The sequence below is a fragment of the Sorangium sp. So ce1036 genome, from assembly GCF_051369805.1.
Classification (GTDB): domain Bacteria; phylum Myxococcota_A; class Polyangia; order Polyangiales; family Polyangiaceae; genus Sorangium; species Sorangium cellulosum_F.
Window position 1 is genome coordinate 1,437,499 of sequence record NZ_JBBMOX010000002.1, and the last position, 23,500, is coordinate 1,460,998.

General features: G+C 72.7%; 21 protein-coding genes. 8 read left to right on the forward strand and 13 right to left on the reverse strand.

Annotated features, from left to right (window positions below):
- Window positions 1–35 precede the first annotated feature (35 nt).
- From WMF31_RS42280 to WMF31_RS42310, 7 genes are all read right to left on the reverse strand, one after another.
- Complete coding sequence (locus WMF31_RS42280; protein WP_436607524.1) at window positions 36–335, reverse strand: hypothetical protein; 300 nt, start codon at window positions 333–335, stop codon at window positions 36–38.
- Between the two features lie 41 nt (window positions 336–376).
- Window positions 377–1,357, reverse strand: a complete 981-nt coding sequence (gene gspC / locus WMF31_RS42285; protein WP_436607525.1) for a type II secretion system protein GspC — start codon at window positions 1,355–1,357, stop codon at window positions 377–379.
- A 208-nt stretch (window positions 1,358–1,565) separates the two neighbouring features.
- Window positions 1,566–2,975: a sigma-54-dependent transcriptional regulator gene (locus WMF31_RS42290; protein ID WP_436607526.1), complete on the reverse strand. Its 1,410-nt coding sequence runs from the start codon at window positions 2,973–2,975 to the stop codon at window positions 1,566–1,568.
- Between the two features lie 250 nt (window positions 2,976–3,225).
- The gene (locus WMF31_RS42295; RefSeq protein ID WP_436607527.1) at window positions 3,226–3,783 is read right to left on the reverse strand and encodes an isochorismatase family protein; all 558 of its coding nucleotides are present in this window, start codon (window positions 3,781–3,783) and stop codon (window positions 3,226–3,228) included.
- A gap of 5 nt (window positions 3,784–3,788) precedes the next feature.
- Window positions 3,789–4,232, reverse strand: coding sequence for a hypothetical protein (locus WMF31_RS42300; protein WP_436607528.1), 444 nt, complete (start codon window positions 4,230–4,232; stop codon window positions 3,789–3,791).
- On the reverse strand, window positions 4,232–4,615 hold the full coding sequence (locus WMF31_RS42305; RefSeq protein ID WP_436607529.1) for a (2Fe-2S) ferredoxin domain-containing protein: 384 nt from the start codon (window positions 4,613–4,615) through the stop codon (window positions 4,232–4,234). The genes WMF31_RS42300 and WMF31_RS42305 overlap by 1 nt, the downstream gene beginning before the upstream one ends.
- 104 nt (window positions 4,616–4,719) lie before the next feature.
- The gene (locus WMF31_RS42310; RefSeq protein WP_436607530.1) at window positions 4,720–5,343 is read right to left on the reverse strand and encodes a hypothetical protein; all 624 of its coding nucleotides are present in this window, start codon (window positions 5,341–5,343) and stop codon (window positions 4,720–4,722) included.
- 117 nt (window positions 5,344–5,460) lie between these two features.
- Between WMF31_RS42310 and WMF31_RS42315 the strand changes: the two genes are divergently transcribed.
- Both WMF31_RS42315 and WMF31_RS42320 read left to right on the forward strand, forming a co-directional pair.
- Entirely contained in the window at window positions 5,461–6,147 is a 687-nt protein-coding gene (locus tag WMF31_RS42315; protein ID WP_436607531.1) for a TetR/AcrR family transcriptional regulator, read from the forward strand.
- Window positions 6,148–6,229: 82 nt separating this feature from the next.
- Complete coding sequence (locus tag WMF31_RS42320; RefSeq protein WP_436607532.1) at window positions 6,230–7,135, forward strand: aldo/keto reductase; 906 nt, start codon at window positions 6,230–6,232, stop codon at window positions 7,133–7,135.
- 80 nt (window positions 7,136–7,215) lie between these two features.
- On the opposite strand, the gene hisN is transcribed toward WMF31_RS42320, so the two are convergent.
- Window positions 7,216–8,013 carry a histidinol-phosphatase gene (gene hisN / locus WMF31_RS42325; RefSeq protein WP_436607533.1) on the reverse strand — a complete coding sequence of 266 codons (798 nt, stop codon included), beginning with the start codon at window positions 8,011–8,013 and terminating at the stop codon, window positions 7,216–7,218.
- A gap of 226 nt (window positions 8,014–8,239) precedes the next feature.
- Between hisN and bioA the strand changes: the two genes are divergently transcribed.
- A complete protein-coding gene (bioA, locus tag WMF31_RS42330) occupies window positions 8,240–9,556 on the forward strand; it encodes an adenosylmethionine--8-amino-7-oxononanoate transaminase (protein ID WP_436607534.1) in 1,317 nt (438 codons plus the stop codon).
- A 23-nt stretch (window positions 9,557–9,579) separates the two neighbouring features.
- On the opposite strand, the gene WMF31_RS42335 is transcribed toward bioA, so the two are convergent.
- A complete protein-coding gene (locus tag WMF31_RS42335; protein ID WP_436607535.1) occupies window positions 9,580–10,719 on the reverse strand; it encodes a hypothetical protein in 1,140 nt (379 codons plus the stop codon).
- Between the two features lie 335 nt (window positions 10,720–11,054).
- Between WMF31_RS42335 and htpG the strand changes: the two genes are divergently transcribed.
- Together htpG and WMF31_RS42345 are read left to right on the forward strand one after the other, a co-directional pair.
- Window positions 11,055–13,055: a molecular chaperone HtpG gene (gene htpG, locus WMF31_RS42340; protein WP_436607536.1), complete on the forward strand. Its 2,001-nt coding sequence runs from the start codon at window positions 11,055–11,057 to the stop codon at window positions 13,053–13,055.
- 128 nt (window positions 13,056–13,183) lie between these two features.
- A complete protein-coding gene (locus WMF31_RS42345) occupies window positions 13,184–14,206 on the forward strand; it encodes a hypothetical protein (protein WP_436607537.1) in 1,023 nt (340 codons plus the stop codon).
- A 186-nt stretch (window positions 14,207–14,392) separates the two neighbouring features.
- Here WMF31_RS42345 and WMF31_RS42350 read toward each other — a convergent pair whose 3' ends face one another.
- Entirely contained in the window at window positions 14,393–15,253 is an 861-nt protein-coding gene (locus WMF31_RS42350; protein ID WP_129356248.1) for a tetratricopeptide repeat protein, read from the reverse strand.
- 256 nt (window positions 15,254–15,509) lie between these two features.
- Here WMF31_RS42350 and efp point away from each other — a divergent pair, with 256 nt between their 5' ends.
- Window positions 15,510–16,073: an elongation factor P gene (gene efp, locus WMF31_RS42355; RefSeq protein WP_436607538.1), complete on the forward strand. Its 564-nt coding sequence runs from the start codon at window positions 15,510–15,512 to the stop codon at window positions 16,071–16,073.
- A 41-nt stretch (window positions 16,074–16,114) separates the two neighbouring features.
- Here efp and WMF31_RS42360 read toward each other — a convergent pair whose 3' ends face one another.
- Entirely contained in the window at window positions 16,115–18,070 is a 1,956-nt protein-coding gene (locus WMF31_RS42360) for a hypothetical protein (protein ID WP_436607539.1), read from the reverse strand.
- Between the two features lie 159 nt (window positions 18,071–18,229).
- On the opposite strand from WMF31_RS42360, the gene WMF31_RS42365 reads away from it, so the two are divergent.
- Both WMF31_RS42365 and WMF31_RS42370 read left to right on the forward strand, forming a co-directional pair.
- Window positions 18,230–18,427 (forward strand): DUF5522 domain-containing protein, encoded by a 198-nt coding sequence (locus tag WMF31_RS42365; RefSeq protein ID WP_129356251.1) that lies wholly within the window; start codon window positions 18,230–18,232, stop codon window positions 18,425–18,427.
- 271 nt (window positions 18,428–18,698) lie between these two features.
- On the forward strand, window positions 18,699–20,750 hold the full coding sequence (locus WMF31_RS42370; protein WP_436607540.1) for a VWA domain-containing protein: 2,052 nt from the start codon (window positions 18,699–18,701) through the stop codon (window positions 20,748–20,750).
- A 146-nt stretch (window positions 20,751–20,896) separates the two neighbouring features.
- Here the strand turns inward: WMF31_RS42370 and WMF31_RS42375 are convergent, their stop codons facing one another.
- Window positions 20,897–22,087, reverse strand: coding sequence for a glycosyltransferase (locus WMF31_RS42375; RefSeq protein WP_436607541.1), 1,191 nt, complete (start codon window positions 22,085–22,087; stop codon window positions 20,897–20,899).
- Between the two features lie 135 nt (window positions 22,088–22,222).
- The gene (locus WMF31_RS42380) at window positions 22,223–23,386 is read right to left on the reverse strand and encodes an acyl-CoA dehydrogenase family protein (RefSeq protein WP_436607542.1); all 1,164 of its coding nucleotides are present in this window, start codon (window positions 23,384–23,386) and stop codon (window positions 22,223–22,225) included.
- Window positions 23,387–23,500 lie beyond the last annotated feature (114 nt).

Sequence of the window (23,500 nt, forward strand, 5' to 3'; positions counted from 1 at the left end):
TTCTGCGTTGATTGATAAGGGGGAGGCGGCGCCGCTCAGTCGGCGCTCGGCGCGCTCTCGCGCCCGGCCTGGGCGGGGAGCCGCGGCCGCTTCGAGCGGGATGTCTTGCCCAGGGCGGTCTTGCTCGTCCCGGTCGTGGCCTCACCGCCGGCCTCCTCCGCGGAGCCCCCCGCGGCGCCGTCGCCGTGGGGCGGGAGGACGGCCTTGGCGATCGACACGAGGACCAGGCTGATGACCCCGACGAACGTGAGCGAGCCGAGGACGAACGTGCCGACATGCAGCAGCGTCCTCCGCAGCAAGCTCCCCTCGTTCAGGCTCCCGATCCATCGCGCCATGCCATTACCTGCTTTCGTCCCTGGAGTTCAGTGCGCAGAGCTCACTTGATGTTGAAGTCGATGTTCATCGGTTTGCCCTTGCGGTTGATGCTCACCGTGAGCCGGTCCGCCGTCCGGAGCCGCGCATAGGCCTCGAGGGCCTTCTGCGGATCGCTCATCTCGAACCCGTTGATGCTGGACAGCCGATCTCCGTTCTCCAGGCCGAGCGTCCCGAGCAGCGAGTCCGGTCGAATCCCGAACAGACGGATGCCGACCACCTTGTCGCCCTCCTTCTCGGGGACGATACGCGCAGAGCGCATCAGCTCTCCCTGGTTCTCGAGGATCTGGTCGACGGCGCTGCGCTCCACGTTGAACTCCGTCTCGCTGACCCGCTGGATCTTCGACGCGATCTCGGGCGGGATCTTCCTGCCGCCGCGGGTGGTGACCGGCTTCCGCGTGCCCGTCGCGGTCGGCGGGGGCGGGGGCGCCGGCGCGGCGCTGACGCGCGGGCCGGGACCCTTGCCGCCCACGATGGCCTGGCACCGCGCGCTGCCGGACGTCAGCCAGACCCGGTCCCACCCGACGTAGTAAACCTTCTGCCCGCCGATCTCATCCCCCTGACGCCGCAGGATCGCCTTGCCGTCCGAGCCGGCCATGGCCGCGAACGACCACTCGGGATCATCGGCCTGCGTGATGAGCAGGACGCGGGCGCTGTCGCACGACGGGTCCTGGTACGGGTCGCTGTTGATGAGCTCCTGCTGGACGCTCGGGAGCTCGACCGGCTTGCCGTCCAGGGGCCCCGTCACGGAGTCGAACGGGTTGCGCGAGAGGATCGGCCCGGCGTTGGTCGCGTGGTCCTGGTTCGCGGTCGACGCGAGCGACCCCGGGCGCCGCGGCGGCGGGGGCGGGGCCGGCGGCGCGTCGACCGCGACGCTGGAGGCCACGAGCTGGCCCATGCCGGAGGCCTGGAAATAGGCGGCGAGCGCGATCAGCACGCCGATTACCCAGGGAAAATACCGCTTCAGGATCGCGTCGATGCCCATGCGCCCATGCTCCTCTAAGCGAGCTCCATGCCAGCGGTCAATCGCCGGCGCCAGCCCGCATTTTCGCGGAAATGCGGAGGCCACCCCGCCAAGGTGACGCTCCCCAGCCGCGCGGGGCGGCCCCCCCTGCCAAAGTGACAAACGGATCTTCGCGGGGGGGTCCCCGCGCGCCGGATCGCGCCCTGTGCCCCGGTCGGCGAGCGCGGCGTCACTCCAGCTCGCCGAGCTTTCGGTAGATGGTGCGCGTGGAGATGCCGAGCAGCTGCGCGGCCACGGACTTGTCGCCGCGGGCGTGGCGGAGCGTCTCGCGGATCAGCCTGCGCTCGACCTCGTCGAGCGGCGTGCCGACGGAGAAGGTGAGCGAGCTCGGCTCGGCGGGGGCGGCCTCGCGGATGAAGTCGGGCAGGTCGTCGACCGAGAGCTGCTCGCCGCGGCAGAGCACCACGGCGCGCTCGATCACGTTCTCCAGCTCGCGCACGTTGCCGGGCCACGGGTAGTCGGTCAGGCGCGCGAGCACGTCGCGCGGCGCCTCCAGGCGGGGGCGGTTGTTCTTGGTGCAGTAGACGCCGAGGAAGTGGTCGACGAGGAGCGGGATGTCCTCGCGCCGGGACCGGAGCGGCGGGGCCGTGATGGCGATCACGTTGAGCCGGTAGAACAGGTCCTCCCGGAAGCGGCCCGCGGCGACCTCGGCGCGGAGATCCTTGTTGGTGGCCGCGACGAGGCGCACGTCGGCGCGCACGGTGTCGCCGCCGACCGGCTCGTACTCGCCCTCCTGCAGCACGCGCAGGAGCTTCACCTGCACGGCGGGCGACAGCTCGCCGATCTCGTCGAGGAACAGCGTGCCGCCGGCGGCCCGGGCGAAGCGGCCGTCGCGCCGGGCGAGCGCGCCGGTGAACGCGCCGCGCTCGTGGCCGAAGAGCTCGGCCTCGAGGATGGTCTCCGGGATGGCCGCGCAGTTGACGGCGACGAACGGCCCCCGCGCTCGCGCGCTGCGCTCGTGGATGAAGCGGGCGAGCAGCTCCTTGCCCGTGCCGCTCTCGCCGAGCACGAGCACCGTGGCGCTCGAGGGCGCCGCCTGGGTCGCGATGTCGAGCACGCGGCGGAGCGTCGGGCTCGAGCCGACGATCTCGCGCTTCGTGAGCAGCTTGATCTCCTGCCGCAGCGACCGGTTCTCGGCGACGAGCGACTGGCGCTCGGCGGCCTTGCGCACGCTCTTGATGATCGTCATCCGCTTGAGCGGCTTCTCGACGAAGTCGTAGGCGCCCTCGCGCATCGCCTGGACCGCGGTCTCGACGGTCCCGTACGCGGTCATCATCACGACCTCGGTGTCGGGCGAGAGCTGCTTCAGCGCGCGCAGCAGCTCGAGCCCGCTGACGCCCGGCATCATCAGGTCGGTCAGGACGACCTCGACGCGGCGGCTCCGCACGATCTCCAGCGCCGCCTTCGCGCTGTCCGCCGTGATGACGCGCATGCCGTCGCGCTGGAAGATCTTCTCGATCGAGGCGAGGTTCGACGGCTCGTCGTCGACCACGAGGACCGTCGGCGCGCCGGGCGGCGCGGCGCCCGCGGGCGCAGGCGAGCTCGACGGCTCTCCGCCTTGTGCCAGATCGTCAGCCATACGTCATCATGTCACAGGCGGCGGCGCGCTGTCGAGTTGAGCACAGGTCTGACAACGTCCGAGCGCGGCCGTGACAAACTGGCAACGCGCGGTGTGCTGATTCGCATCGAGGGGATCGGCAGGCCCGGGAGGAGGGGCCCCTGGGGGGCTCACCGGAGGGGCTTTCGTGCAGGCGAGCCACGAGAGGGGCTCGCCGGAACGCAAGCCCCGGAGGTGAGCACCCCGGGGGCCCCTCCTCCCGGGCCCAGGATCAGCGGATCAGCTTCGACAGGTGCTTGAAGTCGCCCGTCCCGGCGACCCTGAGCCAGTCGAAGACGACCGTCTCGGCCGTGGTGATGGTCGCGCCGGCCGCGCGGCAGAGGTCGAGGCCTGCGAGCCGGTGGTCGTCGCGCCGCGAGGCGACGCCGTCGAGGGGCACGTGGACGGGGACGCCGCGCGCGGCGAGGTCGCGCACGGTCTGGAACACGCAGACGTGCGCCTCCAGGCCGACGACGATCGCGGCGCGCGGCCCGAGCTGGCTCCACGCGCGCTCGAAGTCGGCGGAATCGCAGGCGGAGAACTCCATCTTGGAGAAGACGGGCGCGCCCGCCTGCTCGAGCCGCTCGGCGATCGGCGCGAGGGTGCGGCCGAGCCCCGCGGGGTACTGCTCGGTCGCGAGGACCGGCGCGCCGAGCCGCCGCGCCGCCTCGATGAGCACCGTCGCCGCGCGGGTGAGCGCCTCCATCCGGGGCGCCGGCATGGCGGCCGAGAGCTTCTCCTGCACGTCGACGACGATGACCGCGCTCGCGGCGGGCTCGAGCCTTCGCATGGTGCTCACCTCGTGGTCCGGAAGCTCCTCAGGAATCGGAGCAGGTCGCTCCGCAGGTCGAAGCGCAGGAGCGCCTCGCCGATGACGGCGCCGCCGTCGGTGACGAGGACGCCGGGCAGGACGGTCATCGACGAGAGGAGGTCGCCGGCCCGGAGCGTCTTGCGGCCCGCGAAGGCGCAGCGGCGGCCGTCGTTGGCGGTGAACTCGAAGGCGTAGGGCAGGGTGCCGGTGCGCGCGACGTCGAGCCCGAGCCGCCCGGACAGGTAGCGGTGGTCGGCGAACCCTTCGGCGTCGATCTCGCCCTCGATCTCGACCTCGGGCCTTCGCAGGAACTTGCGGAGGCCGCGCGAGCGGGCGCGGATCGTGAACGACATCGGCCGCTCGTCGGCGGGGGACTCGACCAGGTGGAAGCTCCCGGCCATGGTCTCGCAGAACTCGAAGCCGGGCATCAGGCCTCCGGCGGGGTGCGCCGGGGCGGCGCGGGCAGCGGCGGGCCGGCGGTCGCCTCCGTGAAGTCCTCGGGCGGGAGCACGAGCCGCTCGACGCGGCGGCCCGCGGCGAGCGCGTCCACGATCTCCGGGATGTCCTCGGGGGTCACGCGCCCGTAGAAGTAGCCGTCCGGCTGCACGGCGATGGCCGGGCCCGCCCAGCAGACGTCGAGGCAGCTCGCGGAGCAGGCGCGCGCCTCGACCTTGGCGAGGCCGCGCTCGGCGAGCGCGACCTTGAGCTGGGTGTAGATGCCCTCGGCGCCGCGCTGGGCGCAGGAGCCCTTGGGGACCCCGTCCGGCCGCCGGTTGAGGCACACGAAGAGATAGCGTTTTCGCTGGGGCACGAGGCGGATCCTCGGGCGGCGCGGGCTCCGGGTCAAGCTGGCCGGCCGCGGGCCAGGCGCCGGACCTCGACGCGGCGGCCGTGCGGGCGGGGCGCTGGTGGCCCTCAGGCGCCCGCCTCCGCGGCGCGCTGCGCGCGGCGGCGGCGCAGCGCCAGGGTCGCGAGCCCGATCGGCGTCACGGCGACGACGGCCGGGAGGCCGATGGCGGCCGACACGAGGCCCCCGAGGCTCGCGAGCGCCAGCGTGAGCACGTCGCCCGCGGTCGGCCCGGCGACCGGCTCGTCCACGCGCATCTCCCTGCGGAGATCGCCCACCGTGCGATCGAGCAGCGCCTCGAAAGGACGGCCGTACAGGCTCTCGCTGCGGCGCCCACGGAGGAACGCGCGCACCGTCCGGCGCGGGGCCGAGACGAGCCCTGCGACGAGGCCGCCGAGGTTGAGCTGCCACGCCGCGACGAAGTCCTTGCAGCCGGCGCCGAGCTCCCAGGCCGAGATCTCGAACTCGCCGATCGTGCTCGTGTCGTAGCCCGTGAGCACGTGATGCAGGTCGTGATACCGCACGGCGCGCACGCGCGCCTTCGTGTTCGGGAACGGCACCGGGATCGGACCGAGCTTGAAGTCGACCCACGCGTCCCCGTACCCGCCATCCGGGCCGAACCCGTTCACCTCGAAGTAGATCGCCCGCGCCTCTCGCATCGTGAGGTCTTCGTCGTAATGCACCAGCACCATGGCAGCACCTCGTTCAATGACTGCGGTCACTGACCATGGTCATTCTTGTTGCTGGGCGCGTCAAGGGAAAATGAGGCTTGACGCTGAATTCAACGCGGCACACACGTTGCTGGTTCAGTGAGCAAGGTCAGTACACGGCGAACGACGCGAAGGAAGGGCGCGCCCGCGCCGGACGCGCCCGGCGCGGAGGCGCAGGGGGTCGAGCGCGGCGGGCGCGCGCAGCAGAAGCTCGACACCCGCCGCCGGATCCGGGACGCCGCGTGGGCGCTCTTCACCGAGCTCGGGTACGAAGAGACGACGACGAAGGCGGTGGCCGAGCGCGCGGAGGTCGCGGCGGGGACGGTGTTCGTGCACGCGCGCGACAAGGCGGACCTGCTCATGCTCGTGATGCACGACCGGCTGGGCGCGGTGGTCGACGCGGCGTTCGAGTCGCTGCCGCGCAGGGAGCCCTTGCTCGGCCAGCTCATGCACGTGTTCCAGGCGCTGTTCGCGATGTACGGCGAGCACCCGCGCGTGGCGCAGGCGTTCGTGAGGGCGTACCCCGGCGCGGCCGGCCCGAACGGAGAGCGGATGAGCGCGCTCACCTTCGCCTTCCTGCACCGCATCGCGGGCCTGGTGCGCGACGCCCAGACGCGGGGTGAGGTCGCGTCCGACATCGACCCGCTCGCCGCGGCGCACAACGTGTTCGCCCTCTATTTCGCGGCGCTCCTGTCCTGGCTCAGCGGCTTCGTGACGCTCGGCGCCGCGCTGGATCCGGTGCTGAAGAACGCGCTCGCCCTCCAGCACCGCGGGCTCCGGGCCTGAGCGCGCCCCGGCCTGCGCCACCCGGCGCCGCGTCGCCGCGGACGTCGATCCATCGCCGCGCGCGGGGCGCTACGCTCGCCGCATGACACGGACAGCAACCTCGTTCGCAGTGCCCCCGGCCACGCTCCGCCTCGGCGATCTCGAGGTGACCCGCCTCGGCTTCGGCGCGATGCGCCTCCCCGGCAAGGACGTCTGGGGCGAGCCCGACGATCCGGCGCGCGCGCGGGCCGTGGTCCGGCGGGCGGTCGAGCTCGGGATGAACCTCATCGACACGGCCTGGTACTACGGGCCGCACGTCGCGCACCGCCTCATCGCCGAGGCGCTCTTCCCCTATCCGGAGCACCTCGTCATCGCCACGAAGCTCGGCGGCAAGCGCCTGCCCGACAAGAGCTGGGCGGCGGCGCTGCGGCCGGAGGAGCTGCGCGCCGGCTGCGAGGAGGACCTGCAGCTGCTCCGGCGCGAGCGCCTCGACGTCGTCCACCTCCGCTACGTGCCGGCCGACGTGCCGTTCGCCGAGTCGCTCGACGCGATGATCGAGCTAAAGCGCGAGGGCAAGATCCGCCACCTCGCGCTGAGCAACGTGTCGACCGCGCAGCTCGAGGAGGCCCTCGCGCGGGTGCCCATCGTCGCGGTCCAGAACCTCTACAACCTCGCGGGCGGGCTGCCCGGGGTCCCCCAGGAGCCGCACTTCAAGGGGGAGTCGCCGGACGCGGTGCTCGACCTCTGCGCCGCGCGCGGCATCGCGTTCCTGCCCTACTTCCCGCTGGTCATGGGGCAGCTCGGCGACAGCCCCGCGCTCGCCGCGGCCGCGGAGCGGCACGGCGCCACGCCCGCGCAGCTCGCGCTCGCCTGGCTGCTCGCGCGGTCGCCCGTGATGGTGCCCATCCCGGGCACGGGCTCGCTCGAGCACCTGGAGGAGAACTGGGCCGCGAGGACGATCGCGCTGTCCCCGGACGAGGTCACCGCCATCGCGGCGTCGATGCGATGAGCGCGGGGCGCCGGTGAGACGAGCGCGCGGCGCCCGGGGAGGGGAGCCGCGGCGCCGGGAGACCGCGCCGGCGCCGCAGGTCAGCGCGCGCTCCGCGCCGGGTGGCCGGCGCGGAGCGCGGCGAGCACCTCGGCGTGGGTGCGCGGATCGCCGGCGGCCACGACGTCGCCGGCGCTCGCGGCGCCGAGGGGGCGCCCGTCCCAGTCGGTCATGACCCCTCCGGCCCCGGTGATCACCGGCACGAGCGCCGCGAAATCGTGGAGCTTGAGGCCGTGCTCGACCACGACGTCGACGCAGCCGCTCGCCACGAGGCCGTACTGGTAGCAGTCCCCGCCGTAGCTCAGGAGCTTCGCCCGGGCCGCGACCGCCTCGAAGGCGCGGGCCTCCGCCGGGGGGAAATACTGCGGGCCGGTGGTGGAGAGGCGCGCCTGCGAGAGCCCGGCGCAGGCGCGGACGCGCGCCGGCTCGCCGTTCCACAGCGTCGGCCGCCCCAGGGCGCCGAGCCAGCGATCGCCGAGCACCGGCTGATCGATGATCCCGAGCACGGGCTCTCCCCGGTGCAGCAGGGCGATGAGCGTGCCGAAGAGCGGCTTGCCCGTGAGGAACGCCTTCGTCCCGTCGATGGGATCGAGCACCCACACGAGCTCCGCGCCCTCGTTCTCGCGGCCGAGCTCCTCGCCCACGATCCCGTGGCCCGGCGCGTGCGCGGCGAGCAGCGCACGTATCGCCGCCTCGGCCTCCCGGTCGGCGATCGTGACAGGGCTCGTGTCCTCCTTGTCGTCGGCCTCGATGCCCTTGCGGAAATAGCGCCGGATCACCGCGCCGCTCGCGTCCGCGAGCCGCTGGGCCAGATCGACCAGGTCCTGGGAAGGGGTCATCGTCTCCGTCCTCCGTGGGGGCTCGAGGTGAACCTCGGCGCGCCATGCAGTACGCGCGGCGCCCGCCCACGGCAACCCGCGCATGGCGGCGCCCGCCCCTGGCGCGCCCGCGGCTCGCGGCGGCTGAGCGGCGGCTGAGCGGCGCCCGCCCGGCGGCGGCGCGGGGCTCGCGCCCTTGCCCGGGCCTTGGCCCCCCGCCACGCGCCCACTACCCTCCCGCCACGCCATGGCCCACCTCTCTCGCGCGGACATCGTCGCCCTCGACAAGCGGTACATCTGGCACCCCTACACCCCGATGCGGCGGTACATCGACGAGGTCGACCCGCTCGTCATCGAGCGCGCCGAGGGGGCGCGCCTCTTCGACGCCGACGGCAGGAGCTACATCGACGGGAACTCGAGCTGGTGGGTCGCCACGCTCGGCCACAACCACCCGCGGCTCGTCGAGGCGCTCTGCAGGCAGGCGCGCACCATGTGCCACACCTCCCTCGCCGGCGTCACCCACGCGCCCGCGGCCGAGCTGGCCGCCGAGATGATCGCCGTCGCGCCCAGGCCGCTCGATCGGGTGTTCTACAGCGACGACGGCTCGACCGCGGTCGAGGTGGCCCTGAAGCTCTGCCTCCAGTTCTTCAGGAACGAGGGCCAGCCGGGGCGCCGCCGCTTCGTCGCGCTCGACGGCGCCTACCACGGCGACACGCTCGGCGCCGCGAGCCTCGGCGGCGTCGAGATCTTCCGGCGCCAGTACGGGGGCGTGCTCATGGACTGCATCTTCGTGCCGCCGCCGCACGCGCGCGAGGACGGCCACGAGGCCGCGTTCGCGGCGCTCGCCGACGTGCTCGCGCGCGGCGCGGGCGAGATCGCCGCGGTGGTGCTCGAGCCGCTCGTGCAGGGGACCGCGGGCATGCGCATCTACGACCCCGAGTACCTCCGCCGCGCGCGCGCCCTCTGCGACGCGCACGGCGCGCTGCTCGTGATCGACGAGGTCTTCACCGGCTACGGCCGGACCGGGCCGATGTGGGCCTGCGAGGCGGCGGGCGTGGCCCCCGACCTCCTGTGCACCGGCAAGGGCTTCAGCGGGGGCATGCTCCCCATGGCCGCCACGCTCGCGACCGCCCGGATCTTCGACGCCTTCCTCGGCGCCCCGGAGCGGGCCTTCTATTACGGCCACTCCTTCTGCGGCAACCCGCTCGGCGCCGCGGTCGCGCGGGAGGTGCTCGCGGTCTACCGCGAGGAGGAGATCCTCGCGCGGGCCGCGCCGAAGGCGGCGCGCATCGCCAGGGCCTTCGCGGACATGGGCGCGATCCCGGGGGCGTCGCGCGCCCGCGCGCTCGGCATGATCGGCGCCATCGATCTCTCCCGCGGCGCCGGGTACCTCGGCGAGCTCGGCTGGCGCGCCTACGCCGAGGCGCGCCGCCTCGGCGCCTACCTGCGCCCGCTCGGCGACGTCGTCTACGTGGCCCCGCCGCTCACCATCCCGGACGCGGATCTCGACGAGCTGCTCGACATCGTCCGCCGCAGCGTGACCTTCGCCCTGTCGACCGCCTGAGCGGCGGCGCGCCGCGCCCCGCGTCAGCCCCGCTTCCGGCCGCGCGGATCGCCCCGGAGGATGGGGTAGGCCATGAGCAGGCTCAGCCACACCACCAGGAACTTCGGATCGGCCAGCGTCTCGAACGGGATCTCGAAGCGCTCGTTCGTCGGCTCCGCCTTGCGCTGCTGCGCCTGCAGCACCGCGGGGCTCATGACCGCGACGTCGGCCTCGGGCCGGCGCTCCGCGCGGGAGGCGCCGCGCCCCTGGCCCGCGCCCGCGGCGCTCTCCGGCAGCAGGGCGCCCTCGGCCTTGAGCGCCTGCTCCTCGGGCGTCCTCTGGCTCGAGAGATCCGGGTCGATGATCACCCTGGCCGGCGCGAGCTCCTCGTCCGCCCCGGCGCCCTCGGCCCCGGCGACCGCCGGCGCCTCCTCCGGGCGGTCCAGCGGCACGTAGCGCGGCGCGATCTCCCTCCGCTGCCGCGCGCGGCGCTCGAGCGTCACCGTGACCGGGATGTAGACGCGCCGCGCCTCCTCGACCGGGACCACGGCGCCCTCGGCCGCGTCCGGCGCCGCGCCCGCGAGCTCCAGGACCTTCGCGCGCGCGGCGTCGATCGCCGCCTGCTCGGCCCCGATCGCCGCCTTGCAGCGCGGCAGCGACGGGTCGAAGTCGATGCTGATGGCGCTGGTGTTCCCCCGGCTCCGCTCCGGGGTCGCCGCGCACTCCTCCATCACGCGCTCCGCGACGGTGTCGTCCTCGCGGTGCAGGAGCGCCAGCGCGAGCTCCTCGCGGTCGCCGATCCGGTTCGCGATCTCGGGCCGGGCGACGTAGCGGTACCGCACGCGGAGCGCGAGGTCGCGCTTCCCGGTCGCCGCGTCGACGACCGTCACCGCCTCCCGGGTGAAGCTCTCGGCGCTCGGGCTCTGGACCTCGCGCCGGCTCACCATCACCCGGGACCGGCGCAGCCCGGTGAACACCGAGCGCGTCTGCGCCCGCACCCGCTCGAGGAGCTTGAAATCGCTCGTGTTGACGGGAACGTAGACGTAGCCGTCGAACTGGAGCAGAACGGGCGGACGCCTCGCGTCCGCCGCGGCCGTCGTCTTGTCCCGCTCACCGCACCCTGCGAGCACGCCGAGCCCGAGGATCGGGACAGCGCGGAGCAGTGCGCGGAGGGATGCTGCCACAATGGATCTCCCGAACGGCGTGCGTGCGAGATCGGAGAATCTAGCGCCGTCGGCGTGGTGAAGAAACCCTTGCACTCGGGAAAACCGACGCAGGGCAGGGGATTTACGGAGCTGCGTGAACGGCAGGACCGGAGCGCGCAGCGCCCGACCTGAACGCAGATCGCACCCTGTGGCCCCGGGTGCCCTCTCCTCGCGCCGGGGCGACCCCGGAGCGGCGAGCCGCGGCGGGGCGCCGCGGGGCCTCTCGCCGCGGCGGGGCGCCGCGGGGCCTCTCGCCGCCGCGCGGTACGTCAGGGGATTGCCCTTTCGAAAATCGGATCCATTTGGTCGCCGAGATGAATACGGAAAGCCAGAACCCCGACATCAGCGTTTCCACGCCCGCCGCCGAGCCCCCGGACGCCGGCGCGGGCCCCCAGCCGCCCGCGTCGCCCGCGTCGCCCGCGTCGGAGGAGGCCGCGGCGGCCGGCGCCGTCGAGCTCCCGTTCCAGGCCGAGGTGCAGCAGGTCCTCGCGCTGGTCATCAACTCGCTCTACGCGAACCAGGAGGTCTTCCTCCGCGAGCTCATCTCGAACGCGTCGGACGCCCTCGACAAGGCGCGCTTCTTGGCCCTCACGCGCGAGGACGCCGCCGAGCAGGCGGGCGAGCCCGGGATCACCATCACGCTCGACGACGCCGCGCGGACCCTCACCATCGAGGACAACGGCGTCGGCATGACCCGGGACGAGGTGGTGCAGAACCTCGGCACCATCGCCCGGTCGGGGTCGCTGGAGTTCCTGAAGGCCAACGCCGAGGCCGCGAAGCAGAAGAAGGAGGGCGGCAAGCTCCAGCTCATCGGCCAGTTCGGCGTCGGCTTCTACGCCGCGTTCATGGTCGCCTCGCGCGTCGACGTGCACACCCGCTCGATGCTGCCGGGCGCCGAGCCCGTCCTGTGGCGCTCGTCCGGCTCGGGCTCCTTCACCGTGGCCCCGGGCGACCGCGCGCACCCCGGCACGAAGATCGTCCTGCACCTGAAGGAGGACGCGCGCGAGTACACGAAGGCGTGGCGCGTCAAGGAGATCATCCGCAAGTACTCGGACTTCGTCCACTTCCCCATCAAGGTCAATGACGAGGTCGCGAACCGCTCGGCCGCCCTCTGGACGCTCCCCAAGCCGCAGATCACCGAGGAGCAGCACGCGGAGTTCTTCCGGCACGTGACCGGCGGCTACGAGGGCGAGAAGCCGCTGCTCACCGTCCACCTGTCGATCGACGCGCCCGTGCAGTTCCACGCCCTGCTCTACGTGCCCGAGAAGGCGTCGGCGGACATGTTCCACAAGGATCGCAGGGCGATCCGCCTGTACGCCAAGCGGGTCCTCATCGTCGAGGAGTGCGACAAGCTCACGCCGATGTACCTGCGCTTCCTGCGCGGCGTCGTCGACTCCGAGGATCTCTCGCTGAACGTCTCGCGCGAGATGCTCCAGGAGAACCGCACGCTCTCGCAGATCGAGCAGCAGATCGTCAAGCAGGTGCTCAAGTCGCTGAAGGACCTGTCCGAGTCGGACCCCGAGCGCTACGCGACCTTCTGGGGGGAGTTCGGCCGGGTCCTCAAGGAGGGGATCACCCTCGACTGGAAGAACAAGGATGCGATCGCCGAGCTCTGCCGGTTCGAGTCGATGAACACGGAGGCCGGCAAGGTCATCTCGCTCCGCGCGTACGTGGAGAAGATGCCCGAGGAGCAGAAGGAGATCTATTACGTGACGGGGATCGGCCGCCACGCGGTCGAGCAGAGCCCGCACCTCGAGGCGTTCAGGAAGCGCGGGTACGACGTGCTGTTCCTCGTCGATCCGGTCGACGAGTGGGTGGTGAAGGCGCTGAACGAGTTCGACAAGCGACGGCTCAAGAGCGTGACGCACGGCGACGTCGACCTCGGCGGCGAGCCGGAGAAGAAGGATCAGGCGGAGGGGTCGGTGGACGCGGCCGTCTCGGCGGTCAAGGCCGCGCTGGGCGACCGGGTGAAGGACGTGCGCGTCTCGCGGCGCCTGACCGACAGCGCGAGCTGCCTCGTCGCCGACGAGGGCGACCCCGGGGCGAACCTCGAGCGGATCATGAAGCTCATCGATCAGAACGCCCAGGAGTCCAAGCGCATCCTGGAGCTCAACCCGGGCCACCCGGTGGTGAAGAACCTCAACATCCTCGCGGGGCGCGAGCCCGACTCGGAGCGGGTGAAGCAGTGGTCCGAGCTGCTGCTCGACCAGGCCCTCCTCGTCGAGGGCGTGGTGCAGGAGCCCGCGAAGCTGGTCCGGCGCATCCAGGACCTGCTCGCGCAGGTGAGCTCGGCCGCCGTTGGGACCCAGCCATGAGGCCGCGCGCCGCCTGACCCGGCGCCAGGAGGGCGCCGGGGAGCCCTTCCCGGCGCCCGTCCCCGTTTCTTGTCCCGGGTCGAGCGCCCGTGGTACGCGCGTCGAGGTCCCCCGACGAGGTCGCCAGGATGTCCCGTATCGCAATCCCCGCGCTCGGCCGTCGGGCCTTTCTCCAGGCGCTCGGCGTGGCGGGCGGGGTCGTGGCCGCGCCGGGGCTCTGGGATCCGGCGCCCGCGATGGCCAAGGCGGCCTCCAAGGTGCGGCGGGTCGACGCCTCGCGCCTCGGCGTGACGATGAAGCTCGAGCTGTCGCACGCCCCGTTCCCGTGCGACGGGTCCCCGTACCAGGACGCGACGGTGATGGTCTTCGTGCCGGCGCATTACCGCGCGCCGGAGAACGACGAGCTCGATCTCGTCGTGCACTTCCACGGCCACCTCACGACCGCGGAGCGGGCGATGGCCGCGCACAAGCTCCGCGAGCAGCTCCACGAGAGCAAGCAGAACGCGGTGCTCGTCGTGCCGCAGGGCGCGGTGAACGCGGCCGAGTCGCCCCCGGGCAAGCTGGAGAAGAGGGGCGGCCTCCGGCGCCTGTGCGGCGAGGTCGCGGCGGCGCTCTCGAGCCCCTCGGCGCGGCGGGCGCTGGGCGACAGCGCGATCCCGAGGCGGGCGAAGCTCGGGGTGCTCTGCCTGTCGGCGCACTCGGGCGGGTACCGCGTGGCGGCCGCGTGCCTGCGCCACGGGGGCTGCAACGTGAACGAGGTGTACCTGTTCGACGCGCTGTACGGCGAGGTCGACGCGTTCCGCGACTGGGTGCTCGAGCGGAAGGGCAAGTCGGGGCGGGACCGGCACAAGCTGATCAGCCACTTCGTCGGCGGCGACGTGCGGCGGCACAACCTCGAGCTCGAGCGCGCGCTCGAGGCGCGCGGGGTCAAGTGCCTGCACGAGCGTCGCCCGGGCGAGCTGACCCGCGCGCAGCTCCTCACCGGCCGCGCGATCTTCATCGAGGCCCCGGTCGCCCACGGCGCGGTGACCTTCCAGCAGAACGCGTTCCGCGACTGCCTGTTCGCGTCGTGCCTCCGCCGCCAGCTCCGTTCCGGCTGGTTCAAGAAGAAGAACGAGCCGCGCAAGATCGACGTGCGCACATCTTCCTGAGCCCGCCCGTCCCTCACACCGCAAGGCGTCGCTGCGTCCCGGGAGGAGGGGCGGGCCGGGGGGCTCACCGGAGGGGCTGGAGTGCAGGCGAGCCACGACAGGGGCTCGCCGGAACGCAAGCCCCGGAGGAGAGCCCCCCGGCCCGCCCCTCCTCCCGGGACGCCACCGAGGCCGCTCGAGGCCGCGTCAGTGCCGGAGCGAGACGTCGGCGAGCGCCATGCGCGCGTCGTTGATGAACGCGCTGTCCGGGAAGCGCCGGATGAACGACCTCAGGGTCGTCTTCGCGTCGTTCCAGGCCTGGATGTCGAGGAGGCACTCGGCGAGGAGGAAGGTCGCGTCGTCCATGACCTCGCGGTCGGGCGACGCCTCCGAGAGCGTCATGAGCAGCGGGATCGCGTCGCGCTGCCGGTTCAGCCGCCGGTAGGCGCGCGCCAGGTTGAGGCGGGCCGAGGGGGTGTGCGACGCCGTCTCCTTCTGCCGGATCGCGTCCTCGAAGGCGACCGCGGCCTCGTGCCAGCGGCCGGTCCGCATGTGATCGAGCCCGGTCTGGTACGACTTGATCGAGAGCTCCGACCGCGCCTTGTCGACCGCGTCCGTGAAGAACGCGAGCTCGGCCCGGGTGAGCGGCGCCTTCCGTAGCGCCTCGAACCCCTCGATCACCTCCTGCCGCCGCTCGGCGCGGATGAGCTCGTAGAACGCCGCGGCGTCGCTCTCGGCCTTGGCCCGCGCGTCGCTCCGCTGCTGCATCTCCTTGAGGTCGGCCTCGTGCTTGGCGATGCGGTCGCGCGCGCCCTTGGTCTCGGCCTGGACGGCGTCGACGCGCGCGTCCCAGGCGAGCTTCACCACGCCGATCACCACGACGACGAAGAGCAGGTTCGCGCTCGCGCTGTTCCAGAAAGCCCGCCGTTCGTAGGCCATCTGCCGCTTGGAAATGCTCTTCAGATCCGCCGCGAGCGCATTCGTGAGATTGTTGGTCTTGATGATGAGCCCCCGGGATTCCACGATCTCACGCTTGATCTCCCGGAGCTCGTCGTCGAAGTCGTGCATTTCAGGTCCTGAAACCGCTCCCTGTGCAGGAGGTCCTGCCCGTGCTAAGGGGGCCGCGGACGCGATCCCCGACCCATGGTAGAGGAGGCCGCGGACGCCGGCCCCCTGACCCATACCCGATGGGGCCGCGGACGCGAGCCCCCGACCCATGCTAAAGGGGGCCGCGGACGCGGACCCCAGGCCGCGCCAGGGTGCCGCGAACGCTGACCCCGGCTGCGCCGACAAGCCGCCCCTACGCTATCAGGAAGCTCTGCCTATGGACACAAGCGACATCCGAAAAGGCCTCAAGATGATGGTCGATGGCCAGCCCTACTCGGTCATCGATTTCCAGTTCGTCAAGCCGGGGAAGGGGCAGGCGTTCACCCGCGTCAAGATCCGGAACATGGCGACGGGCGCGGTGCTCGAGCGCACCTACAAATCGGGCGAGAAGCTCGAGCCGGCGGACGTGGAGGAGCGCAGCCTCCAGTACATCTATCCCGAGGGCAGCGACTTCGTGTTCATGGACGCGGCGACCGGCGAGCAGCTCACGGTGCCCGGCGACAAGATCGGCGATGACGCCAAGTGGCTGAGCGACGGGATGTCCCTCGACGTCACGCTGTTCAACGGCCAGCCGATCGGCGTCAACATGCCCCCGCACGTGGTGCTGCAGATCGTGAGCAGCGAGCCGGGCGTGAAGGGCGACACGGCGAGCGGCGCCACCAAGCCGGCCACGGTGTCGACCGGCGCGACCGTCAACGTCCCGCTCTTCGTGCAGGAGGGCGAGTGGATCAAGATCGACACGACCGACGGCAAGTACCTGGAGCGCGTCAACAAGCGCTAGCCGTCGGCTGACCCTCGGGCCGGCCCCCGGGCCCCCCGGGGTCACCTTGCCTCGTAGATCACCGCCGCCGCGCCGCCGACGCACGCGACGCGCGCCCCGCCATTGGCCGGCACACACGCCGACCCGAGCGCGGTGTCCCCGCCCCAGAGGCGCGTGGCGCCGCCCGCGGTCGCGACGAGGAGCCCGCCGGCCGCGGGGACCGCGAGCGTCTTGCCGTCGGGCGACCGCGCCGCGCCCCGTGGGGCGGGCGTGGCGAGCGGGAACGACAGCGCCGCCGAGGTCGGCGCGGCCGACCGCAGGTCGATCGAGACCAGCGCGGCGCCGAGGGCGATGTCGAAGCCGCGCTCGGACGCGGCGAGCGGGGAGAACGGCACGCGCTCGGTCCCGGCGCAGCGCTCGGGCGAGGCCGCGCCCCCGCGGGCGCGGGGCCCCTGGTCGCGGAGCAGCGGGAGCGGCACCTCCATCGCGCCGACCGCGTCGGGGGAGCTACGGAAGAGCGCGAGCAGCGTGGGCGCGTCGCAGCGCCGCTCGACGCCGACCAGCTCCGCGGGCCCGGCGAGCACCGCCGCGGACCAGGGCGGGACGTCCGCCGCGGACTCGCCGAGCGTCGCGTGATCCACGCGGACGACGCCCCGCGCCGTCCGGATGAGCAGGTCGCCGTTCGCCTCGAACGCGAGCGGGCCGAGGCTGCCGGGGCGGCTCGGCTGCGGGGCGGCGATGGAGCGGTACACGGCGGCCGCGGTCACCTGGGGCGCGAGCTTCGCGAGGAGCTTGCTGCCCTCCCGGGAGCGCGCCTCGGCGTCGCCGCGGTCGAGCGCGGCGATGGCCGCGAGCGGCGCGCCACGGGTCGCGGCCGCGACCGCCTCGGCGTGGTCGATCGAGGCGGCGAGCCCCGGCTCGTTGCAGCGCACGGGGCTTGGGCCCACCCAGACGAGGGCCTCGCCGGCGCGGGCGGCGTCGCGGCCGGCGCTCGCGCCGGCGCCCGCGGCGTCGGCGCAGAGCGCGGCGTGGAGCCGGCGCAGCCGGTGCGCGGCCGCGGCGGCGGCGGGCGCGGTGGCCTTGCCGCGCGCGTCGCGGAGCGCGGAGGCGACGAGGCCGCGCAACGCCTCGCCGGGCTGCGCGGCGTCGCGCGACAGGCCGGCGGGGCGATCGAGGAAGACCAGCGGCACGCGGAGCTCGGGCGAGCCCGCCGCCGGGGCGGGGAACGGGCGGAGCGCGCCGGCGAGGCCGACCGAGACGACGAGGTCGTCGCGGCCGTCCGCGTCGCGATCGGCGACCTCCAGGGCGGCGGAGAGCGCCTCGTCCGGCGGCGGCGTGCGCAGGCGGAGCTCCAGGGCGAGCTCCGGCAGCGCGCCCGCGCCGGATGCGGCGCCGGGGAGGCGGATCACGGCGATCCAGCGCGCCGCGCGCGCGGGCAGGTGCGCGCCGCACTGCGGGTCGAAATCGAGGGCGAGCATCGCGGGGCCGATCTGGCTGAGGCCGACGCGCGGCGCGCACCCCTGCGCGGCGAGATCGCCGGGCAGCGCGGCGAGCGTGCGCGGCGCCCCGGGGCGCGCCGCCGGGGCGAACAGGAGCTCGCCGCGCAGGCCGTCGGGCGACCGCGCCCAGGCGACGAGGTCGCGCGCGCCGTCGCCGTCGACGTCGAGCAGGAGCCCGGTCTCGAAGGTGCGCCCGGTCGGCGCGGCGACCGCGGCGCCGCCGTCGAGGGGCCAGCGCTTGCCGCCGTCGGGCGCCGGGACGCTCGGCACGGCGGTGAACCGGGCCGGGGCCGCCGCGTCCGCCGCGCCGGCGTCGTCGCCGTCAACCGCGCCGGCGTCCGCCGCGCCGACCTCGTCGGGGAGGGCGCCGCCCGGCGAGGACGGGGCGCCGGAGGGCGCCGCCGAGCCGAGGGTGTAGGGCGTGTACGGCCTGGAGCTCGGGCAGCCGTCGCAGCCGGTCGCTGCGAGGAGCGGGAGCAGGACGGCGCGGAGGAGCTTCGAGCGGGATCGATCGTGCATCGCGGGCGGCCCGGCCGGAGCAGGCGATGTCGGCGGGTGGCGCAGGCGTAGCACGGCGCGCGGGCGGCGACGTAGCGCGGCGCGAGGCGACAGCGCGCCGGCGGGCGGCGCGCCCGGATGGCCCCCGCGCGGATTTCGGGGTACCTTGGCCTTTGGCAGATGCGCGGGCCCAAGCCTCCCAAGCCGATCGAAGGCGAGGATTACTACCTCGAGGCAGGCCGGCTGGTCTTCACGGAGACCTATCACCTGAAGCGCGGATACTGCTGCAATTCCAGGTGCCGTCACTGCCCATACCGGGAGAAGGCGCCGGCGGCGGAGTCGGTGCAGGTCGCGGTGCCGCGCCTCAAGCTCCTCTGACGTCGCGTCTCGCTCTCTTCTGGACGAGACGGCAGGCGCCGGCTGCCCGCGATCGGCCCGAGCAAACGGTTCTCCGGCTCTCGGAGGTCAGCGCATGACGGGCATTGCTGGATTGCCGTGGCGCCCTGCACCTCTCCGGTGTGCGATGACCCCTGGTCGACACGATTTCGGGATCTCGACGGCAGGAGCGCGCGAGCTCGCCAGGAATGCCGGTTGATCCGGCTTGCGCGGGGCGTCTAGGATTCACTCCCACCTCCGCGCCGGAGTCCCCATGCGTCGCAGGCTTTGCCCTCTGCTCCATTGCCTCTTGCTCTTCCTGCCGGTCGGCTGCACGGCGGCCCCGTCGGAGGGTTCGGGCGGGGCGGGGGCGACGGTCCGGGACGCGGACGCCGACGGCATCCGCGACGAGGACGAGGGGCGCGCCGACGCGGTCGACTCGGATGGTGATGGCCAGCCGGATTACCTCGACACCGACTCCGACAACAACGGGCGTCCCGATGCGATCGAGGGGGACGGCGACAGCGATGGCGATGGAGTGCCCGATCGCGCGGACCTGGACGACGACGGCGACGGCCTCCCGGATCGGGTCGAGCTGGGCGCGGATCCGAGCCACCCGCCGGACACCGACGGCGACACCTTGCCCGATTTCCGCGACCCCGACGCCGACGGCGACGGCATCCGGGACGGCTTCGAGCGCGATCTCGACCCCGACTTCGACGGATTGCCGGCGTACCGCGACCTCGACTCGGACGGCGATTGCCGGCCTGATTCCGTCGAGCGAGGCGATGGCGACCCCGCCCGCGCGCCCCTCGACAGCGACGGGGACGGCGGGGGCGATTTCCTCGACCTGGACAGCGACAACGACGGACTGCTCGACGCGCTCGAGGATGCCGATTGCGATGGCGTGCTCGATCCGGGGGAATCCAGCGTCGCGAGCGCGGACACGGACGAGGATGGGGTGACCGATCTCGTCGAGGCGGCCGCCGGGACGGACCCGGACGACGATCTGGACAACCCGCAGGCCAACGGGGATTTCGTGTTCATCATGCCTTACCGGGCCGCCCCGGATCCGGCGCAGGACACGCTCGATTTCTCGACCAGCATCTCGCAGGCCGACGTGGTCTTCGCGATGGACACCACGGCCTCGATGGACGGCGAGATCAGGAATCTGACCGAGGCGCTCCAGGGGATGATCGAGGAGCTCGCGGCGGCGATCCCGAGCATCGGTATCGGGGTGACGCAGTACAGGGACTTCCCGAAGTCGCCTTACGGGGTCGCCGGCGACGAGCCGTTCGTCCTGGAGCACCGGGTGATGAGCGTGAGCTCGCTGGAGGGGCGCGCCTCGGTGCAGAGCGCGGTGGATCGCCTCGTCGCGGAGGGCGGCAACGACACCCCGGAGAGCGGCTGGGAGGCGCTTTATCAGATCGCCACGGGGGAGGGCACGACCGAGGGCAGCGCCCGCGTGCCGGCGTTCGATCCGGCGACCGCGCCGCCCAGCGTGATCCCGGTGGGCGAGTCGGTGGGGCTCCTTGGTGGGGTGGGCTTCCGCGCCGGCTCGCTGCCCATCGTCGTGATGATCACGGACGTGCCGAACCACAACGGGACGATTCCGGCGTACCGTTATCCGGACATCGCGTCGCCGGATCACGGCGAGGCGCTGCGCGCGATGACGCGCCTGGGCGGCCGCGTCATCGGCGTGGTGACGACCGAGGACGAGGGGGACGAGGCCAGGGCGGACCTCACGGCGGGCGTGCTGGCGACCGGCTCGGTGGTTCCGCCGACGGCGTGGGGGCCGGCGGCCGTTCGTCCGGCGGCGTGCGCGGAGGGCGCGTGCTGCACCGGGACGAACGGGGGCGGAGTGCCCGCGGTCAACGACAAGTGTCCGCTCGTGTTCCGGGTCTCCGAGGACGGCGATGGCCTGAACCACGCCATCGTGCGGGCGATCGAGGTGCTCACGACGTATGTCTCGCTCGACGTCTCGGCGGCGGCGGAGGACGACGACGGCGATTCGATCGACGCCGTGAGCGCGTTCATCGACGGGATCGTCGCGAACAACGGGGCGCCGGCGCCGTGCGCCGCCGGGCTCAGGGTCGTCGACAGGAACCAGGACGGCGTCGTGGACACCTATCCCAACGTCTTCCCGGGGCCGACGGTTTGCTTCGACGTGATCCCGCGCGAGAACGTCTCGGTGCCTCCGACGACGGCGCCGCAGGTCTTCACCGCGAACATCGCCGTCACCGGCGACGGCGTGGCCACGCTCAGCACCCGCAGGGTCTTCTTCCTCGTCCCGCCGGAGATCCCGGAGCCCCCCGTCATCAAATGACGGCCGCACGGCGCCCGATTCGATCCGGAAAGCTGTCCTGGATTCGCGGGTCGCGCGATCACCAACATGGACATGAACATGAACGTGGACGTTGACGATTGCGCGATCCCCGAGCCACCAGGACAGCCGTTGTAGTCCGGATCGGGCTACCTGGCCGGAGACCCCACCGAGGACGGCTCCACCACCGCGCTCAGCGCCGTCCCGGCCCCGATGGAGAACGCATTGCCCCGCCACGTCACGCGCCGGCTCGCATACGCGTTCAGCCAGCAGAAGAACCAGCAGAGCGTCCGCAGCGGCTCGGCGGCCAGGAGCAGCAGGTTGGAGCGCTCCGGCCGCAGCATCCTGAGCGCCAGGAACGCCCCCAGGCTCTGGAGCGCCCAGGCGAACAGCCAGACCTCCAGCGCGAGGCGCGTCGGGCTCAGCAGCACCGTCAGCCAGGCGATGAGCAGCGGTGAGTTGAACGGCTCCACCGCGAAGCAACGCGGCACCAGCGCGCGCCGCATCTTCGCCCACCGGGTGTGCCGGTCCAGCGTGCGCGTCAGCGAGCAGCTCGTGTTCCGGTTCTCGACCGGATCCAGGCAGAGCTCCACCACGTACCCGCGCTCGCTGAACCGCCGCCCCAGCATGTCGTCCTCCGCGAGGACCCCGGCCACGCCCTCGAACCCGCCCACCCGCTCGAGATCGACCCGCCTCATCGCCATCGATTTGCCCACGCTGATGGAGCGCCCCGCGAGCTCGGCGGCCGCGACCACCCCTGGCGCGATGAACGCCCCGAGCTGCGCGTTCTCGATCACCGCGCCCAGCGTGCGCTCCCCCGTCCCCGCGAACAGGCTCGAGACGAGCCCCACCCCGGGCCGCATCAGCACCGAGAGCAGCGCGTTCAGGTAGCCCGGGCGGACACGCACGTTCGCGTCGGAGATGACGAGCACGCTGCCCTCGGCCCTGCGCGTGAGCTCGAGGAGCTGCGCCACCTTCGGGTTGAGCGCCTCGCCCGGGTCGGTCAGGCAGAGCCGCGCCCTCACCTCGGGGTGCGCCGCGATGAAGGCCTGGATCACCGGCACCGCCGGGTCCTCCCGCGACGCGACGCCGAAGACGATCTCGTAGCGGGGATAATCGATGTGCGCGAACGACTCGAGGTTCTCCTCGAGCTCGTCGTCGACGCCCGCGACCGGCTTGAGGATGCTGACGAGCGGCGTCGCGCGCGGCGCCCCCGGCGCGTCGCGCCCCGCCCGGAGCCGATGCCGGCCGACCCTGAGGAGAAATGCCGCCTGGATGGTCGCGTAAATGGTGGACGACAGCGCCGCCGGCGCGATCGTGGCCAGTGCTCCCCAGTCCATGGAGTGCGATGCTGCCCGAATCGCGTGGCGGCCCGATGGCCGGACCGCAAACCCGACGCTTCCTTTGTGCGACCGCGCAGTGACAGGACAGCAAGGCAACTCGCCCCGCGCCCTGCGATCACGTCCTTGCCATACTCAGCTCAATCGACCGATGAGCTCGCGCGTGATGTTCTTCTGGTGCGACTCCAGCGTGCCGCCGCCGATCTCGAGCAGCTTGGCGTCCCGGAAGAACCGCTCGACCTTGTACTCGGTGCAGTACCCCCAGCCGCCGAGCACCTGCATGGCGTTGTCGGCCACCTCCTTGCCGACCGGCGCCGCGAAGAGCTTCGCCGCGTCGGTCCCGAGCCGGTTCCTGCGGTCGGGGCTGACGTTGCGCGCCACCGAGTAGATGAGCGCGCGCGCCGCCTCGGTCTTGGCGTAGCTCTCCGCGATGTAGCGCTGGATCTGGCCGTGCTCGGCGATGGGCTTGCCGAAGCTCCTCCGCTCCGCCGCGTACCGGATCATGATGTCCAGGCAGCGATCCGCGATCCCGAGGCTCATCGCGGCCAGCGTCAGGCGCTCCAGCTCCAGGTTCCGCATCATGTTGCGGATCCCGCCGCCCTCCTGGCCGAGGACGTTCCGGGCGGGGACGACGCAATCGTCGAAGAGGAGCTCGCTCATCGTGCTCCCGCGCATGCCCATCTTCGGGGTCTTCTCGTCGGTCGAGAATCCCGGGAATCCCCGCTCCACCACGAAGCTCGTGATCCTGCCGTCGATGGTCGCGTAGACCAGGAAGACCTGGGCCTCGGGGGCGTTGGTGATGAGCGCCTTGCGCCCTTTCAGGATGTACCGATCCCCGTCGCGGCGGGCGAACGTCTTCATGCCGAGCACGTCGGTCCCGCTCGTGGGCTCGGTCATGCCCATGGCGCCTATCCACTCGCCGGAGAGCACCTTCGGCAGGTAGCGCGCGCGCTGCTCGTCGTTGCCGGCGTGGAAGAAGTTGTTCACGAACAGCATCGCGTGGGCGAGGTACGCGAGCGTGAAGCCGGGATCGCTCTTCGCGAGCTCGTGGTGGACGATGACGGCGGCGACCGCGTCCATGCCCGCGCCCCCGTACTCCGAGGGCACGGTCACGCCGAGCAGGCCGAGCTCGCCCACCCGCTGCATGAGATCGAGGTTGAGGGTGGCCTTCCGGTCGTGCTCGTCGGCCTGCGGCTCGACGACCTCGCGGGTGAAATCGCGCACCATCTGCCGCAGCATCCGGTGCTCTTCCGTCGGGTTTTCCAGGTCGCTTTCCATGGCGGTGGATGACGCGCTCATCACGGCCCAACCTAGCACGCGCCCGCGCGCGCCCGACAGCGTGGCACGCGGCTCGCTTCGTTCCGCACGCTCGAAAGAAGGGGGCCGCATGAACGTCTGGACCGATGGGGTGCT

What these genes read in the sequence shown, in the direction of transcription:
- hisN (WP_436607533.1), bottom strand. Translation starts at nt 8,013, where the DNA reads ATGACCCCTTCCCAGGACCTGGTCGATCTGGCCCAGCGGCTCGCGGAC.
- WMF31_RS42345 (WP_436607537.1), top strand. Translation starts at nt 13,184, where the DNA reads ATGTCCCGTATCGCAATCCCCGCGCTCGGCCGTCGGGCCTTTCTCCAG.
- bioA (WP_436607534.1), top strand. Translation starts at nt 8,240, where the DNA reads ATGGCCCACCTCTCTCGCGCGGACATCGTCGCCCTCGACAAGCGGTAC.
- WMF31_RS42295 (WP_436607527.1), bottom strand. Translation starts at nt 3,783, where the DNA reads ATGCGAAGGCTCGAGCCCGCCGCGAGCGCGGTCATCGTCGTCGACGTG.
- WMF31_RS42360 (WP_436607539.1), bottom strand. Translation starts at nt 18,070, where the DNA reads ATGCACGATCGATCCCGCTCGAAGCTCCTCCGCGCCGTCCTGCTCCCG.
- efp (WP_436607538.1), top strand. Translation starts at nt 15,510, where the DNA reads ATGGACACAAGCGACATCCGAAAAGGCCTCAAGATGATGGTCGATGGC.
- WMF31_RS42310 (WP_436607530.1), bottom strand. Translation starts at nt 5,343, where the DNA reads ATGGTGCTGGTGCATTACGACGAAGACCTCACGATGCGAGAGGCGCGG.
- WMF31_RS42365 (WP_129356251.1), top strand. Translation starts at nt 18,230, where the DNA reads ATGCGCGGGCCCAAGCCTCCCAAGCCGATCGAAGGCGAGGATTACTAC.
- WMF31_RS42320 (WP_436607532.1), top strand. Translation starts at nt 6,230, where the DNA reads ATGACACGGACAGCAACCTCGTTCGCAGTGCCCCCGGCCACGCTCCGC.
- WMF31_RS42370 (WP_436607540.1), top strand. Translation starts at nt 18,699, where the DNA reads ATGCGTCGCAGGCTTTGCCCTCTGCTCCATTGCCTCTTGCTCTTCCTG.
- WMF31_RS42300 (WP_436607528.1), bottom strand. Translation starts at nt 4,232, where the DNA reads ATGCCCGGCTTCGAGTTCTGCGAGACCATGGCCGGGAGCTTCCACCTG.
- htpG (WP_436607536.1), top strand. Translation starts at nt 11,055, where the DNA reads ATGAATACGGAAAGCCAGAACCCCGACATCAGCGTTTCCACGCCCGCC.
- WMF31_RS42380 (WP_436607542.1), bottom strand. Translation starts at nt 23,386, where the DNA reads ATGAGCGCGTCATCCACCGCCATGGAAAGCGACCTGGAAAACCCGACG.
- WMF31_RS42350 (WP_129356248.1), bottom strand. Translation starts at nt 15,253, where the DNA reads ATGCACGACTTCGACGACGAGCTCCGGGAGATCAAGCGTGAGATCGTG.
- WMF31_RS42375 (WP_436607541.1), bottom strand. Translation starts at nt 22,087, where the DNA reads ATGGACTGGGGAGCACTGGCCACGATCGCGCCGGCGGCGCTGTCGTCC.
- WMF31_RS42280 (WP_436607524.1), bottom strand. Translation starts at nt 335, where the DNA reads ATGGCGCGATGGATCGGGAGCCTGAACGAGGGGAGCTTGCTGCGGAGG.
- gspC (WP_436607525.1), bottom strand. Translation starts at nt 1,357, where the DNA reads ATGGGCATCGACGCGATCCTGAAGCGGTATTTTCCCTGGGTAATCGGC.
- WMF31_RS42290 (WP_436607526.1), bottom strand. Translation starts at nt 2,975, where the DNA reads ATGGCTGACGATCTGGCACAAGGCGGAGAGCCGTCGAGCTCGCCTGCG.